Source organism: Aeromonas sp. 2MA4, assembly GCF_029237305.1.
In the GTDB taxonomy this organism is placed as follows: domain Bacteria; phylum Pseudomonadota; class Gammaproteobacteria; order Enterobacterales; family Aeromonadaceae; genus Aeromonas; species Aeromonas salmonicida.
The window spans coordinates 66,050-81,697 of record NZ_JAACFY010000004.1; the positions used below are offsets into that span (position 1 = coordinate 66,050).

The 15,648-nt window shown below is 60.9% G+C and carries 13 protein-coding genes; 9 read left to right on the top strand and 4 right to left on the bottom strand.

Going from position 1 to position 15,648, the window contains the following annotated elements:
• The first annotated feature begins 65 nt into the window (after window positions 1-65).
• The 4 genes from GWQ31_RS05810 (at window position 66) to GWQ31_RS05825 (ending at window position 4,852) form a co-directional block, all read left to right on the top strand.
• Window positions 66-1,583, top strand: a complete 1,518-nt coding sequence (locus GWQ31_RS05810; protein ID WP_275908867.1) for a lytic transglycosylase F — start codon at window positions 66-68, stop codon at window positions 1,581-1,583.
• A gap of 240 nt (window positions 1,584-1,823) precedes the next feature.
• Window positions 1,824-2,789: a tripartite tricarboxylate transporter substrate-binding protein gene (locus tag GWQ31_RS05815; RefSeq protein WP_059113414.1), complete on the top strand. Its 966-nt coding sequence runs from the start codon at window positions 1,824-1,826 to the stop codon at window positions 2,787-2,789.
• Window positions 2,790-2,848: 59 nt separating this feature from the next.
• Entirely contained in the window at window positions 2,849-3,310 is a 462-nt protein-coding gene (locus tag GWQ31_RS05820) for a tripartite tricarboxylate transporter TctB family protein (RefSeq protein ID WP_021138258.1), read from the top strand.
• Window positions 3,311-3,319: 9 nt separating this feature from the next.
• Complete coding sequence (locus GWQ31_RS05825) at window positions 3,320-4,852, top strand: tripartite tricarboxylate transporter permease (RefSeq protein ID WP_059113411.1); 1,533 nt, start codon at window positions 3,320-3,322, stop codon at window positions 4,850-4,852.
• An 81-nt stretch (window positions 4,853-4,933) separates the two neighbouring features.
• Here GWQ31_RS05825 and GWQ31_RS05830 read toward each other — a convergent pair whose 3' ends face one another.
• The 4 genes from GWQ31_RS05830 to GWQ31_RS05845 form a co-directional block, all read right to left on the bottom strand.
• A complete protein-coding gene (locus GWQ31_RS05830) occupies window positions 4,934-5,614 on the bottom strand; it encodes a response regulator (protein ID WP_275908868.1) in 681 nt (226 codons plus the stop codon).
• Window positions 5,615-7,198 carry a sensor histidine kinase gene (locus GWQ31_RS05835; protein ID WP_275908869.1) on the bottom strand — a complete coding sequence of 528 codons (1,584 nt, stop codon included), beginning with the start codon at window positions 7,196-7,198 and terminating at the stop codon, window positions 5,615-5,617. It lies immediately after the preceding gene.
• Entirely contained in the window at window positions 7,195-8,406 is a 1,212-nt protein-coding gene (locus GWQ31_RS05840; RefSeq protein ID WP_275908870.1) for an ROK family transcriptional regulator, read from the bottom strand. Before GWQ31_RS05840 ends, GWQ31_RS05835 begins: the two co-directional genes overlap by 4 nt.
• Before the next feature lie 105 nt (window positions 8,407-8,511).
• The gene (locus GWQ31_RS05845; RefSeq protein ID WP_275908871.1) at window positions 8,512-10,179 is read right to left on the bottom strand and encodes a methyl-accepting chemotaxis protein; all 1,668 of its coding nucleotides are present in this window, start codon (window positions 10,177-10,179) and stop codon (window positions 8,512-8,514) included.
• Between the two features lie 130 nt (window positions 10,180-10,309).
• Here GWQ31_RS05845 and GWQ31_RS05850 point away from each other — a divergent pair, with 130 nt between their 5' ends.
• The 5 genes from GWQ31_RS05850 to glpC all read left to right on the top strand — a co-directional run bounded on the left by GWQ31_RS05850 (window position 10,310) and on the right by glpC (window position 15,337).
• Window positions 10,310-10,765, top strand: coding sequence for a YchJ family protein (locus GWQ31_RS05850; protein ID WP_265462891.1), 456 nt, complete (start codon window positions 10,310-10,312; stop codon window positions 10,763-10,765).
• Window positions 10,766-10,975: 210 nt separating this feature from the next.
• Window positions 10,976-12,670: an anaerobic glycerol-3-phosphate dehydrogenase subunit A gene (gene glpA, locus GWQ31_RS05855; protein WP_275908872.1), complete on the top strand. Its 1,695-nt coding sequence runs from the start codon at window positions 10,976-10,978 to the stop codon at window positions 12,668-12,670.
• Complete coding sequence (gene glpB / locus GWQ31_RS05860; protein ID WP_275908873.1) at window positions 12,667-13,944, top strand: glycerol-3-phosphate dehydrogenase subunit GlpB; 1,278 nt, start codon at window positions 12,667-12,669, stop codon at window positions 13,942-13,944. The genes glpA and glpB overlap by 4 nt, the downstream gene beginning before the upstream one ends.
• A gap of 1 nt (window position 13,945) precedes the next feature.
• Window positions 13,946-14,083 carry a hypothetical protein gene (locus GWQ31_RS05865; protein WP_159166280.1) on the top strand — a complete coding sequence of 46 codons (138 nt, stop codon included), beginning with the start codon at window positions 13,946-13,948 and terminating at the stop codon, window positions 14,081-14,083.
• A gap of 51 nt (window positions 14,084-14,134) precedes the next feature.
• Window positions 14,135-15,337, top strand: coding sequence for an anaerobic glycerol-3-phosphate dehydrogenase subunit GlpC (gene glpC / locus GWQ31_RS05870; protein WP_159166279.1), 1,203 nt, complete (start codon window positions 14,135-14,137; stop codon window positions 15,335-15,337).
• Window positions 15,338-15,648 lie beyond the last annotated feature (311 nt).

Genomic DNA, 15,648 nt, shown 5'->3' on the forward strand with positions numbered 1-15,648 from the left:
ACTCAATGAGCTAAGTAGCCCCTTGCCTGCCACTTACACTCAATGAAAAGAGTGAGGTACTCATCATGAAAAGGTTATGGATCATTTTGGGCTGGATGCTGTGCTGCCTGGCGCCGGCCACGGCGGCTGAACAAACGGCAGCGCCCGACGAAGTGCCGGCGTCCCTGGCATTTAGCGCAGAGGAACTGTCCCGCCCCCTGTTTGGCGACCTCGATGACATGCTGGAACGACGCACCATCCGGGTTCTCACCACCTACAACAAGACCGGCTACTTCATCAACAAAGGGGTCCAACGGGGCGTAACCTACGATGCTTTCATGCAGGTAGAAAAACGGCTCAACGATCAGCTGCGCAAACAGAAGGCCATCAAGCGCCACCTCAAGCTGCAGTTCGTCTTCATTCCGGTTGCCCGTGAAGCCCTGCTGCAAGCCCTGATCGACGGCAAAGGTGACATAGCGGCAGCCAACCTCACCATCACGGATCAGCGCAAAAAGCAGGGCGTGGAGTTTACCAATCCCTTATTGGAAAACGTGCGGGAACTGCTGATCTCGGGGCCTCACTCACCCAGGGTGGAGAGTGTCGCCGGACTCGGCAGCCAAACTGTCCATGTGCGCCCCTCTTCAAGTTACTTCGAGAGCCTCATCGCCTATAACCAGGCCCGCAAAACCGCGGGTGAGCCCCTCATCGACATAAAGCCTGCCCCGGAATCCCTGGAAGATGAGGATCTGGTGGAGATGGTCAATGCCGGCCTGCTGCCCTTCATCGTCATGGATGAGCACAAGGCTCGCTTCTGGAAGAAGATTTTTCCCGCCATCCAGATCCACGAACAACCCGCATTCCGTGAAGGGGGGGTCATCGCCTGGGCAGTACGCAAGGAGAGTCCCAAGTTGCTCGCCATGCTCAACGAGCAGATAGCAGCCCAGCGGGGCAAGGCCACAGGAGAGGACATCCTGGCCCGTTATCTCAAGCAGAACAAATTCGTCAAGAGCGCTGCCGCCGAGACTGAGCGCAAGAAATTCCTGCAGCTGGTAGACCTGTTTCGCCAGTACGGCGATCGTTTCGATGTGGACTGGCTGCTGATCGCGGCTCAGGGCTATCAGGAGTCGGCACTCAACCACAAGGCGCGCAGCCCGGTCGGCGCCATCGGCATCATGCAGATCATGCCCGCCACCGGCAAAGGTCTGAAGGTAGGCGACATTCGCCAGCTAGAACCCAACATCCACGGTGGCGTCAAATACATGCGCTGGATGATCGATCACTACTACGCCGACGAGCCCATGACGGCCCTCGACAAGGCCTTGTTTTCATTTGCTTCCTACAATGCCGGCCCCGCCCGGGTGGCACGACTGCGGACAGAGGCCAAGAAACGGGGACTGGATCCCAACATCTGGTTTCATAACGTCGAGTATGTGGCGGCTGAGAAAATAGGCCCAGAAACAGTGACCTACGTGGGCAACATCTACAAGTACTACATCGCCTACAAGCTGGTGATGGAGCAGCTGCAGCGCAAACAGCAGGCCACTGAAACCACCAAACAGCAGGAGACCATCGGCGACAAGGTTTCCTCAGCGGCAAAAACGTAGCGGCGACCAAGCCGCTGCCAGCACGAACCAGGCTCCCCACTTTTTACGCGGGGAGCCTAATGTTTTTTACCTCCAGCGCCTTGCCAACGCGACATCAAGCCATCTTTCAGCAACAAAGCATCTGCCCATGACCAAAATGCACAAAATGACCAGAACAGCCTTAATAGCCATTACGGTCAGATTGTTCTCCAACCCGACATGATTAATTAACCTCTTTGCAACAATCACAAGGAGTACATCATGTTGCAAGGAACCCTCAAGCGCACCCTGCTCTGCTGCCTGCTTGGCGCCAGCCTCGGCGTACAGGCCAAAATAGATGACATCCACTTTCTGATCCCCGGCGGTGCCGGCGGTGGTTGGGACAACACGGCCCGCGGCACCGGCGAGGCGCTGACCAAATCCGGCCTCATCACCACCGCCTCTTACCAGAACATCTCCGCCGGTGGCGGCGCAAAAGCCATCGCCCATTTGATCGAAACGTCGGCCCAGTCCGACAAGACACTGATGGTCAACTCCACCCCCATCATCGTCAAATCCCTCTCCAAAGAGTTGCCGCAGTCCTTCCGGGATCTCACCCCGGTCGCCGCCATCATCGCCGATTATCAGGCACTGGCCGTACCGCTGGACTCCCCCTACCAGAATTGGTCCCAACTGTTGGCAGCCTATGAAGCCAACCCGGCCAAGGTGAAGATAGCCGGCGGCTCCGCCCGTGGCAGCCTGGACCATCTGGTGGCCGCCATGACCTTCAAGAATGGGGGAGCCGATGCCAGCAAGCTGCGCTATGTGGCCTATGATGCGGGCGGCAGCGCCATGGCCGCAGTACTGGCAGGAGAAACCCAGGTGCTCTCCACCGGGTTTGGCGAGGCGATGGAGGCGGTCAAATCTGGCCAGATGCGGATCCTGGGTGTGACTGCCGCCGAGCGGATGCCGGGGGCCAATCAGGTGCCCACCTTCAGTGAGCAGGGCAACCCAACCGTATTTGCCAACTGGCGCGGTTACTTCGCCTCCCCCGACATCAGCCCGGAGAAATCCGCCGAGTTTGCCGCCCTGCTCAAGCAGATGTATGACAAGCCGGAGTGGGAAGTGGTTCGCGCCCGCAACAGCTGGACCAATCTCTATCAGTCCGGCCCCGACTTTACCGCCTTCCTCAACAGCCAGGAGCAGCAGATCGGCGGCTTGATGCGCGAGCTCGGCTTCATCAAGTAATCCTCGTTGTCACATCACAGGCGGGCCTGGCGCCCGCCGTCCATGCTGGAGAGACAGACATGAATATCACCAAGGAGCGACTGGGAGGCCTGCTGTTTTTGCTGCTCTCCATCGCCTATGGCTATTACGCCACCAAGATCCCCGGTTACCCCGGTGACGAATATGAACCCTTCACCGCCAGCACCCTGCCCTATGCCCTGGCCGGGCTGGGTGCCCTGTTCTCCCTGCTGCTGGTTCTCTCCCCGGGCGGCGAGCCACTGCGCAGGGAATCCGGTGACTGGCGCCGGGTCTTCATCCTGCTCGGACTCATGGTCATCTATGGCCTGGGATTGACCTGGTTTGGCTTCGTGCTCTCCACCATCGCCTTCCTGACCGTGGGCATACGGGTATTGGGTGAGCCCAGTCTGCGCTATGGCCTGATGATCAGCGTCCCCTTTTCCATCGGTTTCTGGGCACTGCTCACCAAGGGGCTCAATGTCTATCTGGAGCCGGGTCGGCTGTTTACCCTGCTCGGGTTTTAAGGAATCACCATGTTAGACGGAATCTTGCAAGGACTCGGCACAGCACTGCTGCCAGTCAACCTCATGATGGTGGTGCTCGGCTGCTTCGTCGGCACCTTTATCGGCATGCTGCCGGGTCTGGGCCCGGTCACTGCCATCGCCCTGATGATCCCCATCACCTACGGGCTGGATCCAGCCTCCGGCATCATATTGATGGCCGGCGTCTATTACGGCGCCATCTTTGGCGGCTCTACCTCCTCCATCCTGATCAACGCCCCCGGCTGCTCGGCCACAGTGGTGACCGCCTTTGACGGCTACCCCCTGGCGTGCAAGGGCCAGGCGGGCAAAGCGCTGGCCATCGCCGCCTACGCCTCCTTCACTGGTGGCACTCTGTCGGCCATCATGCTGATGGTGGCGGCGCCGCTGCTCGCCAAGGTCTCCCTCTCCTTCCAGTCGGCAGACTATTTCGCCCTCATGGTGCTGGGTCTGTCGGCCGTGGCCGCCTTTGCCGGCAAGGGGCAGGTACTCAAAGCGCTGATCATGGCGTTGTTTGGCATCATGATCTCCACCATCGGCATCGACCGCAGTGTCGGGGTGGACAGATTCACCTTCGGTCTGCCGGATTTGCGCGATGGCTTCTCCTTCCTGCTGCTGGCCATGGCCACCTTCGCCCTGGCGGAGATACTGATGACGGTCCTGCGTCCGGGCAAGGACAATAGCGAGGAAGAGGCTCGGCAGATGAAGCATCTGGGCAGCCTCAAGCTGAGTCGGGAAGAGATACGCGAGATAGCACCGCCCATTGCCCGCTCCTCCGTACTTGGTTTCCTGATCGGCGTCTTGCCGGGGGCCGGTGCCACCATAGCGGCCTTCATGGCCTATGGTGCCGAGCGCAACATCGCCGGCAAGCAGCATCAGGATCAGTTCGGCAAGGGCAGTCTGCGCGGCCTGGCCGCACCGGAAGCCGCCAACAATGCCGCCTCTACCGGCTCCTTCGTGCCACTGCTGACCCTGGGGATCCCGGGATCCGGTACCACGGCGCTGATCCTGGGCGCCCTGGTTGCCTACGGCATCCAGCCGGGCCCTCGCCTTTTCATGGAACACCCAGAGGTGTTCTGGTCGGTGATCATCTCCATGTATCTGGGCAACGTGGTCCTGCTGGTGCTCAACCTGCCGCTTATTCCTTACCTGGCAAGGGTACTGGCAGTGCCGCGCCCCGTGCTCATTCCCATGGTACTGCTGTTCTCTCTGACCGGCGTCTATCTGGTCTCCTTCAATACCATGGACATTCATGTGATGGCACTGGTGGCGCTGATCGCCATCGGCCTGCGCCTGCTCAACTTCCCCATGGCCCCCATGCTGCTCGGCTTCATTCTGGGTGGCATGCTGGAAGACAACTTGCGCCGCGCCCTGGTGATCAACGACGGCTCTTTGAGTTTTCTATGGGAGCGCCCCATCACCCTCGGCTTCACGCTGGTGACCCTGATGATGCTGCTGTTGCCGGTGTGGCGGTGGTGGCAAGCGCGCAGGGCGCCGCTGGAGACGCTGCACTCGGAGCTGACCTGATCTCCATGAACCCGCCATGAAAAAGAGCGCCAAAAGGCGCTCTTTTTATGACATCAAAGATGAGTGCAGCATGCTGATGCGTCAGTGTTGGCGCTTCTGTATTGACTGATAACGGCGCTCCGGCCGCCCGACGGTGCCATATTCCAGCTCAGGGCTCGCCAGCTGCTGGCCCACCAGAAACTCCAGATAACGGCGCGCCGTGGTGCGGCTCACCCCCACCCGGTTGCCTATCTCCTCGGCACTGGCTCCCACCCCCGTCAGCGCCGCCAATACCCGTTGCAGGGTAAGCGCATCTATCCCCTTAGGCAGGCCGCCGGCCGCCACCTGCTGCAGCGGAGTACCGAACAGGGCATCCACCGCCTGCTGATCGATGTCAGCCAGCGCCGCCAGCGCGGCGCGGCTCTGACAATAGTTATCAAGGGTATCGCGCAGCCGTTCGAACACCACGGGTTTGAGGATGAAGTCAACCACCCCGAGCCGCATAGCCTCCTGCAAGGCGTTGGCCTCACGGGCGGCAGTGAGCAGGATGACATCCAGGCTGGCCCCGGCCTGACGCAGATCACGCAGCAGGGTAAAGCCCTCACCATCGGGCAGCCACACATCCAGCAGCACCAGATCGGGTTTGAGAATGTCTATCTGCTCTCTGGCATCGAACAGGGTGAGCGCCACCCCCAGCACCTCGAAGCCCGCCAGCCGCTGCACAAAGCGACGGTGGATCTCGGCGATAGCCGGATCATCTTCGACGATCAGGATCTTGATCACTCACACCTCCTTGGGAATGTAACAAACGACGCAACTTCCCTGCGTCGTGGCTTCGATGGTGATGGTCCCCTGCAGGGCATCCAGCGTCTTGCGCACCAGCGCCAGCCCGATACCGTGACCGGGCTCGACCTTGCTGCTGACCCCGCGCTCGAACAATCTGTCCGCCAGGGCAGGGTCTATACCACCCGCCCCATCCTCCACCTCCAGGATGAGATCCTGGCCAAGATCGCTCAACGAGACCCGGATCGGCTGGTAAGGCGCGCCGTGGCGACGGGTCGCCTCGAAGGCATTGTCGATGAGATTGCCCAGCAGTGTCACCAGCTGGGAGCCGCTCACACGAAGGGGTATGTCGTGCAGACGGGCGTCTGGGTCCACCACCAATGCCAGCCCCAGTTCATGGGCCCTGTGATACTTGCCAAGCAGCAAGCCTGCCACCTTGGGCTTGGCAATGGCCCCCATCAGGAAGCTGAGCAGGGTTTGCTCGGTGGCGGCTTCCCGCCCGATGAAGGCGAGCGCCTCCTGGGTAGCACCCAGTTCTATCATGCCGGCTATGGTGCCGAGCTGGTTGTTGTGTTCGTGGGTCTGTACCCGCAACAGGTCACTGTATGCCTGCACCTGGGAGAGCTGGGCGCTGAGCTCGGCCAGCTCGTCCTTGCGGCGAAAGCTCGACACGGCGCCAATCAGTTTGCCGTCCCGCACCAGCGGCAGCCGGTTGACGATGAGCTGCTGGCCATTGAGCACTATCTCTTCGTCATACTGGGGGCGCGGATCCTGAATGAGGGAGAGCATGCGGCTTTCAGGCAACAGTTGGGTGACGGGTTGGCCGATGGCCGCCCTGGCAGCCAGCTCATCGAGGCGCAGCAGCCGGATGCCGTTCGGGTTGAGGGAGGTAAGCCTGCCTTGCTCATCTATGGTGAGGATCCCCTCGCGTACCGTGCGCAGGGTGCAATCCAGCTCGGCATAGAGGCGCCCGATCTGCTCGGGTTCGAACCCGAGAATCGCCCGCTTGTAGCGCCGCGCCAGCCAGGCGGCAGCAGCGCTGTTGAGCAAGACGATAATCAGGGTCATTCCCAGACCGAAGCGCAGAAAATCCTGCAGGTCTGCATCTATGTCGCGCACCAGATAACCGACCGACACTACGCCGATGACCTGTCCCATCTCGTTGCGGATCGGCCCCTTGCCGCGCACCGAGACTCCGAGCGACCCCTGGGCACGGGAAATATAGGCCTCTCCTTGCAGGGCTCGGGCAGGATCGTCCCCCACCATGGGCTTGCCGATGCGATCCGCATTGGGGTGCACCAGCCGCCGCGCCTCGCTGTCACCAATGACGATATAACTGGCGCCGACCTCGGCGCGGATCTGCTCAACCAGCACATTGAGCCGGGCTGTGTCGCCCCGCTTTACCCCGGCAATGACGCCGGGCTCACGGGCCACCAGTCGCGCCACGTCAAGGGCCTGATCACCTACCTCCTGGTAGCGCTGCTCGGAGACGTAGTAGTAACTGGCCCCGCTCAGCAACACCAGTTGCAGCAGACTGACCAGACAGAGCATAAGCAGGAAGCGTCCTTGCAACCCGAGCGTCATGCCTCCTTGTCGCCTCGCAACAAGTCGAGCAGCAGGCTGCCATCGCGCAGGGCCTTGTGCACCTGTACCGAGGTGGGCTTGGTGGGATCTTCGTAGAAATGGGTGGATTCGATTTGCAGCCGCACCAGGTATTCGGCTGGCAACTGGCTGGCCAGGGACTGGTGCAGCATGGGGAACAGCAGCCGATCGGCGCGGGTTATTTCCCCCCCCAACAGCAGCTTGCCCGGGTTGAGCAAACAGATGAGGTTGGAGAGCACCCGGGAGAGACGACCGGCCGCCTGATGGAGAATGTCCTGACACAGGCTGTTGCCCGCCAGCGCCAGCTCGCACAACTCGCGGATGGTGACAGTTTCCGGCAAGTCATACTCCTGCATGCGCTCGCGCAGCTCCCGATATTGCGCCTCCAGCGCCTGATTGGTCACCAGGGTACAGGCGCAGCCAAAGCCGCCGCAGTAGCAGCGCTGACCATAGGGTTCGAGCTGCAAGTGGCTGAGATCGCCGAGCAGGGCCGACTCACTCTCGATAAGCTGACCATTGACCACCATGCCGACCCCTATGTCGTTGTGGACGAACACCAGCACGGCATCGGCACAATTTTTGGCTGCGCCCCATTCACGCTCGGCCTGGATCCAGGTGCGCACGTCGCCACTGACCAGCACGGGCACCGCGAACGCCTGCTGCAGGGTCGGGCCAAGGGGCCAGTTGCGCAGATCATAGAAAGGGAAGTGTTTCACCATACCGGAGTGGCGCTCCACCTGCCCGGGCAGACAGAGGGCGATACAGGCAAGGCGCAACGCCTTCTTTGGCAGGAAACCCTCAATGGCTCGCACCAGACTGGCCAGCAGATCGGCACGTTCCACTTCGCTGAACGTATGACGATGACGGGCGAGAGAGCGACCGGCCAAATCGAACAGGGCCATGTCCACATAGCCACGGCCGAGGCGCATGGAGAGAAACTGGAAGCGGCGTTCGTTGATGCGCAGCAGGGTCTGACGGCGACCACGCCCCACCGAGCTTTCGCCACAGGTCACCACCAGACCGCCATCGAGCAGTTCACGGGTGATCTTGGTGATGCTGGCCGGAGAGAGGCCGGTCAAACGGGACAGATCGGTACGGGACAGCTCCTTGTGCTCCTCCAGGCTGGCGTAGACCAGGCCATAGTTGAGCTGACGGATCAAATCGATACTGCCTTTCACGATCTCATTCATAGGGTACGGGTTAACGAAAGGAACGGATGGCGGCAATTTTCCCACATTCTCTGCCGATCCCCAAATTTGCCGTCTGGAAATGACATCCAGACGGCAAAAATGCGATCAATAACGGAATTGGGAGACGAGTTTACGCAATTTGTCACCCGTGCTGGCCAGGTCGCGGGTGGTGCTGTTGGACTCCACAGCCGCATCGGTCAGCTCGCTGACGATCTGCTGGATAGCCACCAGGTTCTTGTTGATCTCTTCTGACACCGCATGCTGCTCCTCGGCGGCGGTGGCAATCTGGATATTCATGTCGTTGATGGTGCTGACCGCCATCACCATGCTGTCGAGAGAGGTGGCGATATGGCTTGCCTCCTGTACCGTCTCCTGGCTGCGCTCCTCGCTGGCCTGCATCACGTCTACCGCCTGTTTGACGCCACTTTGCAGCCGTTGAAGCATCTCGTTGATCTCCTTGGTGCTCTGCTGGGTTCGGCCCGCCAGGGAGCGCACTTCGTCCGCAACGACCGCAAAGCCGCGCCCCTGCTCACCGGCCCGGGCCGCTTCGATGGCGGCGTTGAGCGCCAGCAGGTTGGTCTGCTCTGCAATGCCGCGAATGACCTCCACCACAGAGCCAATCTTGCCGGTTTCATGGGCTAGCTGCTCGATGACCCCGGAGGCGGTATGCACTTCCCCCACCAGCCGGTTGATGCTGTTGATGGCGGTGCCCACCACGCCACGGGCAGCGTCGGACTCCCGTGCCGCGTCGCTGGTGGCCGTCGCCGCGTTGGAGGCACTGGCCGCCACTTCCTGCGCAGTGGAGCTCATCTCGGTCACGGCGGTGACCACCTGATCCGTCTCTCTGCTGTGGCCCTGCATCTGGTGATCATAGTGTTCGCTCAAGCTGTGCAACTTCTCCACGGCACTTAACAGATGGTTGCTGGTTTCCCCCACCTGGCTTACCACCGACTGGATCCGCTCGACGAAGCGGTTGAACGCCGTGGCCAGCTGGCCAATTTCATCATTGCTCTGCACCTTGAGACGCTGGGTCAAATCCCCCTCACCGTCTGCGATGTCATTAAGTGCCTGAACTGCATCTGCCAGCGGCCGGGTAACCCGGTTGCCTATCACCACTGTCGCCACCAGAGTGATACCCAGTATCACCAGGATCAGCAGCACACTGCTTTGCAGGGAGCCGTGCATGTTGTTCTCGCGCTCGGTGCGCAGCGCCGCCAGCTCGTTGTCTATGTCGTCGATATAAAAGCCGGTGCCGATAATCCACTCATATTTGTCGAGCACCAGGTTGAAGGAGAGCTTGGGCGCATCCCGCCCGATAGAAGGCTTGGCGGTCCAGTATTCGGAGAAACCATCTCCCTGACGGGCGGCTTTGACGATCTCCTGGATCAGCAGCTTGCCCTTGGCATCCTTGTCCTGCCAACGGTTCTTGCCTTCCATATCGGGGCGAGTCGGCAACAAGACGGTATTGCCCTGAAAGTCGTAAACGAAGAAATAGCCATCGCTGCTGTAGCGCAGCGGCCGCAATATTTCGGCTACCTGCTTGCGCACTTCCGGGGTATCTGGCTGATTGTAGACAGTGTCGACAGCCGTCTTGGCGAGCATCAGATAGCTGCTGAGCAGCACCTTGCGCTCCTTGATCGCATTCTCCCGCGCAACGATCAGATCGGCTTCGAGATCGCTCTTGGAGATCATGTAATTGCTGAGGTTGACGACCAGAGCCATCAGGAGCACGGGGACGGCTCCCAACAACAGAATTTTCTGTTTTAGCGTCATTTTTCACATCCTTGCTGCTGTTTTTATTGGTGTTCCGTTCCTACCTGACCAGTATAGGACGCTGGTCGACGGGGACCCGCTTTCGCTACAATCCCCGCACCTTTATCTATCGACCCTGATGGGCTGACACATGAACAAATGTCCTTGCGGTTCCACTCTTTCTCTCGAACTGTGCTGTGGATCACTGCACCAGGGGGCCGAGGCCCGCACACCGGAGCAGCTGATGCGCTCCCGTTACAGTGCCTTCGTGCTGGGGCTGGGCGACTATCTGGTACACAGCTGGCACCCTGATAATCTGGGTGGGTTGACGGCAGATCAACTCTCCCAGACCGACACCCGCTGGGACGGGTTGGATATCCTCGCCGCTCAGGGTGGTCCGCTGGACGACACCGGCATGGTGGAATTCAAGGCCTGGTTCCGGGAGGGAGATGAGCGTCTCTGCCTGCATGAGCGTTCCCGCTTCGTGCGCCATCAGGGGCGCTGGGTCTATGCCGATGGCGAGCAGGATCCGGCACCGCTGCAGGCAGGGCGCAACGACCCCTGCCCCTGTGGCAGCGGCAAAAAGTTCAAGAAGTGCTGCGGTTAAAGGCTCGACCATCCAGCTTTTGGGGCGCTCGGCGCCCTTTTTCTTTGTTCACCGGTGACGCCTGCGGCTGTCTCTTGTGACTCCCGTCACATAATGCTCATATCCTTGTCATTTGTGCGCGTTTACGAACATTAATTTGGCCCATATCAAACATTTCATCCCATGAGTAAGGGACACTGTTCCCATCTGGAAGAGATGAGACGGGCAAGAATGAAAAGAATAACCACACAAGTCGTCATCATAGGGGGTGGCGCAACCGGAGCCGGCATCATGCGCGATTGCGCACTGCGCGGCATCGACTGCATCCTGCTGGAGCGCGATGACATCGCCGCCGGCACCACAGGCCGCAACCACGGTTTGCTCCACTCTGGCGCCCGCTATGCGGTGACGGATCCGGAATCCGCCCGCGAGTGCATTCAGGAAAACCGCATCCTCAAGCGGATCGCCAGCCACTGCGTCGAGGACACGGGCGGCCTCTTCGTCACCCTGCCGGAAGATGACATCCATTTTCAAAAAACCTTTATGGATGCCTGCGCCCTGGCGGGCATAGATACACGCCAGCTGGATCCGGCCGATGCGCTGCGCCTCGAGCCCAACGTCAACCCGGCCCTGATAGGGGCTATTCAAGTACCGGACGGCACTGTGGATCCTTTCCGCCTCGCCGCCGCCAACGTACTGGATGCCAAGGAACACGGCGCGCGCATTTTCACCCACAGCAAGGTGCTGGGGCTGCTGCGCAATCAGGACAGGGTCTATGGCGTCAAGGCCATCAACACCCGCACCGGTGAAGCCTTCGAAGTGGAGGCCCAGGAGGTGGTGAACGCTGCCGGGATCTGGGGCCAGCAGATCTGCGAGTACGCCGATCTCGGCATCCGCATGTTCCCGGCCAAGGGTTCGTTGCTCATCATGGATTACCGCATCAACCAGATGGTGCTCAACCGCGCTCGCAAACCGGCGGATGCGGACATACTGGTGCCTGGCGATACCATCTCCCTCATCGGCACCACCTCAAGCCGCATCGACTATCACAAGATTGACCAGCTCACAGTGGACCCGGACGAGGTGGAAGTGCTGCTGCGCGAGGGGATCAAGCTCGCCCCCATCATGGCCCGCACCCGTCTGCTGCGCGCCTACGCCGGGGTTCGCCCCCTGGTGGCGGTGGATGGCGACGAGACAGGCCGCAACATCAGCCGCGGCATAGTGCTACTGGATCATGCCGAGCGCGACGGGCTACAGGGCTTCAATACCATCACCGGTGGCAAGCTGATGACCTACCGGCTGATGGCCGAGTGGGCCACCGACCTTATCGCCAGGAAGATAGGCAACACCAAGCCGTGCCGCACCGCCGAACTCAGACTGCCCGGCTCGCGAGATCCGGAGAAGGTCTCCGCCCCCGGTCTGTCGGCCCCGGCAGAAGGCTCGGCCCAGTATCGCCACGGCGAGCGGGTCATCGCCTTCTTTCGTGACAACCCCAAGGCCAACGCCCTCATCTGCGAATGCGAGATGGTGACGGCCGGTGAAATCGAATACGCCCTGCGGGAGCTGGACGTGGACAACTTGGTGGATCTTCGCCGCCGCACGCGCCTGGGCATGGGCCCTTGTCAGGGTGAGCTGTGCGCCTACCGGGCCGCCGGCCTGATGCAGGAGTATGGCAAGGCCGATGGCCGCGAGGCCTGTGTCATGTTGCGCCAGTTCCTGGAGGAGCGTTACAAGGGTACCCGCCCCGTGCTGTGGGGTGATGCCCTGCGGGAAGCGGAGTTTACCTACTGGATCTACGAAGGGCTGTTTGGTCTGGGAGAGTGGACGGCGCCCCATCTGGTGGCCGAGCCCCCCTTTCCCCTCGACCCTGTGACCAGGACAGAGGATCACAACCAGGCCCCATTGACTCAAGGAGTGCAGTCATGAAATTCGACAGTATCGTGATAGGTGGCGGCATGGCGGGTCTCTCGGCAGCGCTGCGCCTCGCCGAAGCGGGTCAGAAGACACTGCTGATGGCCTCTGGCCAGAGTGCCCTGCACTTCTCTTCCGGCTCCATCGACCTGCTTGAGAGCGAGGGGGATCCCCGCGCCGCCCTGCCTACCTTCATGGCCGAGCACCCGGAGCACCCTTACAGCAAAGTAGGCCTGACCAACATAGAGGCGAGCCTTGCAGATCTGCAGCGCCACTGCCACGAGCAGGGGCTGCCCCTGTTTCGCCAGGAGACCAACCACCAGCGGCTGACCCCCATAGGCACCCTGAAATCCACCTGGCTGTCGCCCCACACCTGCGCCTGCCAGACGGATGCGCCGGCTCCCGATGCCATCCTGCTGGCGACCCTGGAAGGGTTTCGCGACTTTCACCCGGCGCTCGCGGCCGCCAATCTGGCGACCCATCCGCGCTTCGCCCACTGTCGCATCATGACAGGGGAAATTCGCCTGCCCCAGCTCGCCGAGTTCAGCCGCAATCCCCACGAGTTTCGCTCCGCCGACATAGCCCGCCTGTTTGACAAACAAAAGGGCGACCAGCCCGATCTGCTGGCAGATCTGGCCCGCGAGATCTGCCGTATGGTGCACGAGAGCAGCGATCCCGGCTGCCGCCATGTGGTGCTGCCCGCCTGCCTGTCACTGGGGCTGGTCGGCCCCCGTCTGGCGGAACTGGAAAAACGCACCGGCTGCACCATCAAGGAGGTGGCGACCATGCCGCCGTCGCTCATCGGCATGCGTATGCAAGAGGCGCTCAAGCGTCGCTTCCAGGCCCTGGGCGGTACCTTCCTCACCAGCGAGCGGGTGCTTGGCGCCCGTTACGAAGGGGACAAGGTGCTCGGTGTGCACAGCCAGAACGGCGACGATCAACTGTTTGAAGCAGATCACTTCGTGCTCGCCTCCGGCAGCTTCTTCAGCCGCGGCCTCGAATCCCGTCTGCGCGGCATTCGCGAGCCCATCTTCGACGCCGACGTGCTGAGTCTGGAGGAGCGCGATGCCTGGGCTGGTCGCCGCCTGTTCGACCACCACCCCTTCATGGGCTTCGGGGTCAAGACAGACGACAAGCTCAGAGTGCTGCGCGGCGGTAAACCGCTCACCAATCTCTATGGCGCGGGCAGCCTGCTGGCTCACTATGACCCCATCAAAGAGGGCTCCGGCTCCGGTGTCGCCGTTGCCACCGGCTGGCAAGCCGCTGGCCATATTCTGGCGGGGGTGTGAGATGAGCCACACACCTTCATTCGCACAACACAACGTGCTGGCCCACTACGATGCCCAATCCCGTGAAGGTTCCGGCTCCGGCGTCGCCGTTGCCACCGGCTGGCAAGCCGCTGGCCATATTCTGGGCGCGGCCCAATGATTACTTCGTCCCATATCCCGTGTCTTCATCATCGCCGGGAGGAGAACTGACATGCTACTGGATCACGCCAACCAAACTTTCGATCAGTGCATCAAATGCACCGTCTGCACCGCCTACTGCCCTGTGGCCAAGGCCAACCCCGCCTACCCTGGCCCCAAACAGGCGGGCCCGGATGGAGAGCGGCTGCGGATCAAGAGCCCGGAACTGTTCGACAGCGCCCTCAAATACTGTACCAACTGCAAGCGCTGTGAAGTGGCCTGCCCGAGCGGCGTGCGCATCGGCGACATCATCGCCAAGGCAAAAGACAAGTACAGCGGCTTCAAACCCGGGATCCGCGAGTTCGTGCTCTCCCACACCGACTTGATGGGCAGCATGTCCACCCTGATGGCCCCCGTGGTCAACTTCACCACCGGCCTCAAGCCCATGAAGCTGGTGCTGGACAAGGCGCTGGGGGTCTCCTCCCATCGTGACCTGCCCAAATATTCCCAGGGCACCTTTCGCGGCTGGTACAAGAAGCAGAAGGCCACACAGGCCCAATATGAGCGCCAGATAGCCTATTTCCACGGCTGCTACGTCAACTACAACCACCCGCAGCTCGGCAAGGAGCTGGTGCAGGTGCTCAACGCCATGAACATTGGCGTGCAGTTGCTTGAGCGGGAGAAGTGCTGCGGCGTACCGCTGATTGCCAACGGCTTCATGGATAAGGCCAAGCAGCAGGCGGCTTTCAACATCAGGCAGCTTGAGAACACCCTGCTCGGCAACGAGATGCCGCTGCTGGCCACCTCCTCCACCTGCGGCTTCACCCTGCGGGACGAATACCCCCACCTGCTGGAGCAGGACAATCACAAGGTGCGGGATCGCATCTCGCTGGTGACCCGCTTCCTGTGGAACGAGTTTTACAAGGGCAACAAACCGGCCATGAAGCCGCTGGACCTGCACATCGCCTACCATACTCCTTGCCACATGGAGAAGATGGGCGGCGTCATCTATACCCTCGAATTGCTGCGCGCCATTCCCGGGGTCAAGGTGACGGTACTGGAGTCCCAGTGCTGCGGCATCGCCGGCACCTACGGCTTCAAGTCCGAGAACTACGAGACCAGCCAGGCCATAGGTGAAGGGTTGTTTGATCAGATAAACCGCCTCAAGCCTGATCTGGTCATCACCGACTGCGAGACCTGCAAGTGGCAGATCGAGATGAGCACAGAGTTTCGCTGTGAACATCCCATCCACTTGCTTGCCCAGGCGCTGGCATAAGAGAGCAAAGTGACAGATGGATATAGAGATGAGCACTCCGACTTTCCGCTGTGAACATCCCATACTACTGCTTGCCCGGGCGCTGGCATAAGGAACCACAGTGGGGGATGCAACACGCTGATGGATACAGAGATGAGCACTCCGATTTCCCGCTGTGAACATCCCGTCCATCTGCTGGCCCAGGCCCTGGTCTGATCGCAGATCACCCAGACAGACACGCAATGAGCCGGCCATGCCGGCTCTTTCATTTCAGCAGGTCAATCAAACGTACCCGATGCGAATAAACTGCCGCGAATGACAGGCAGAGGCGA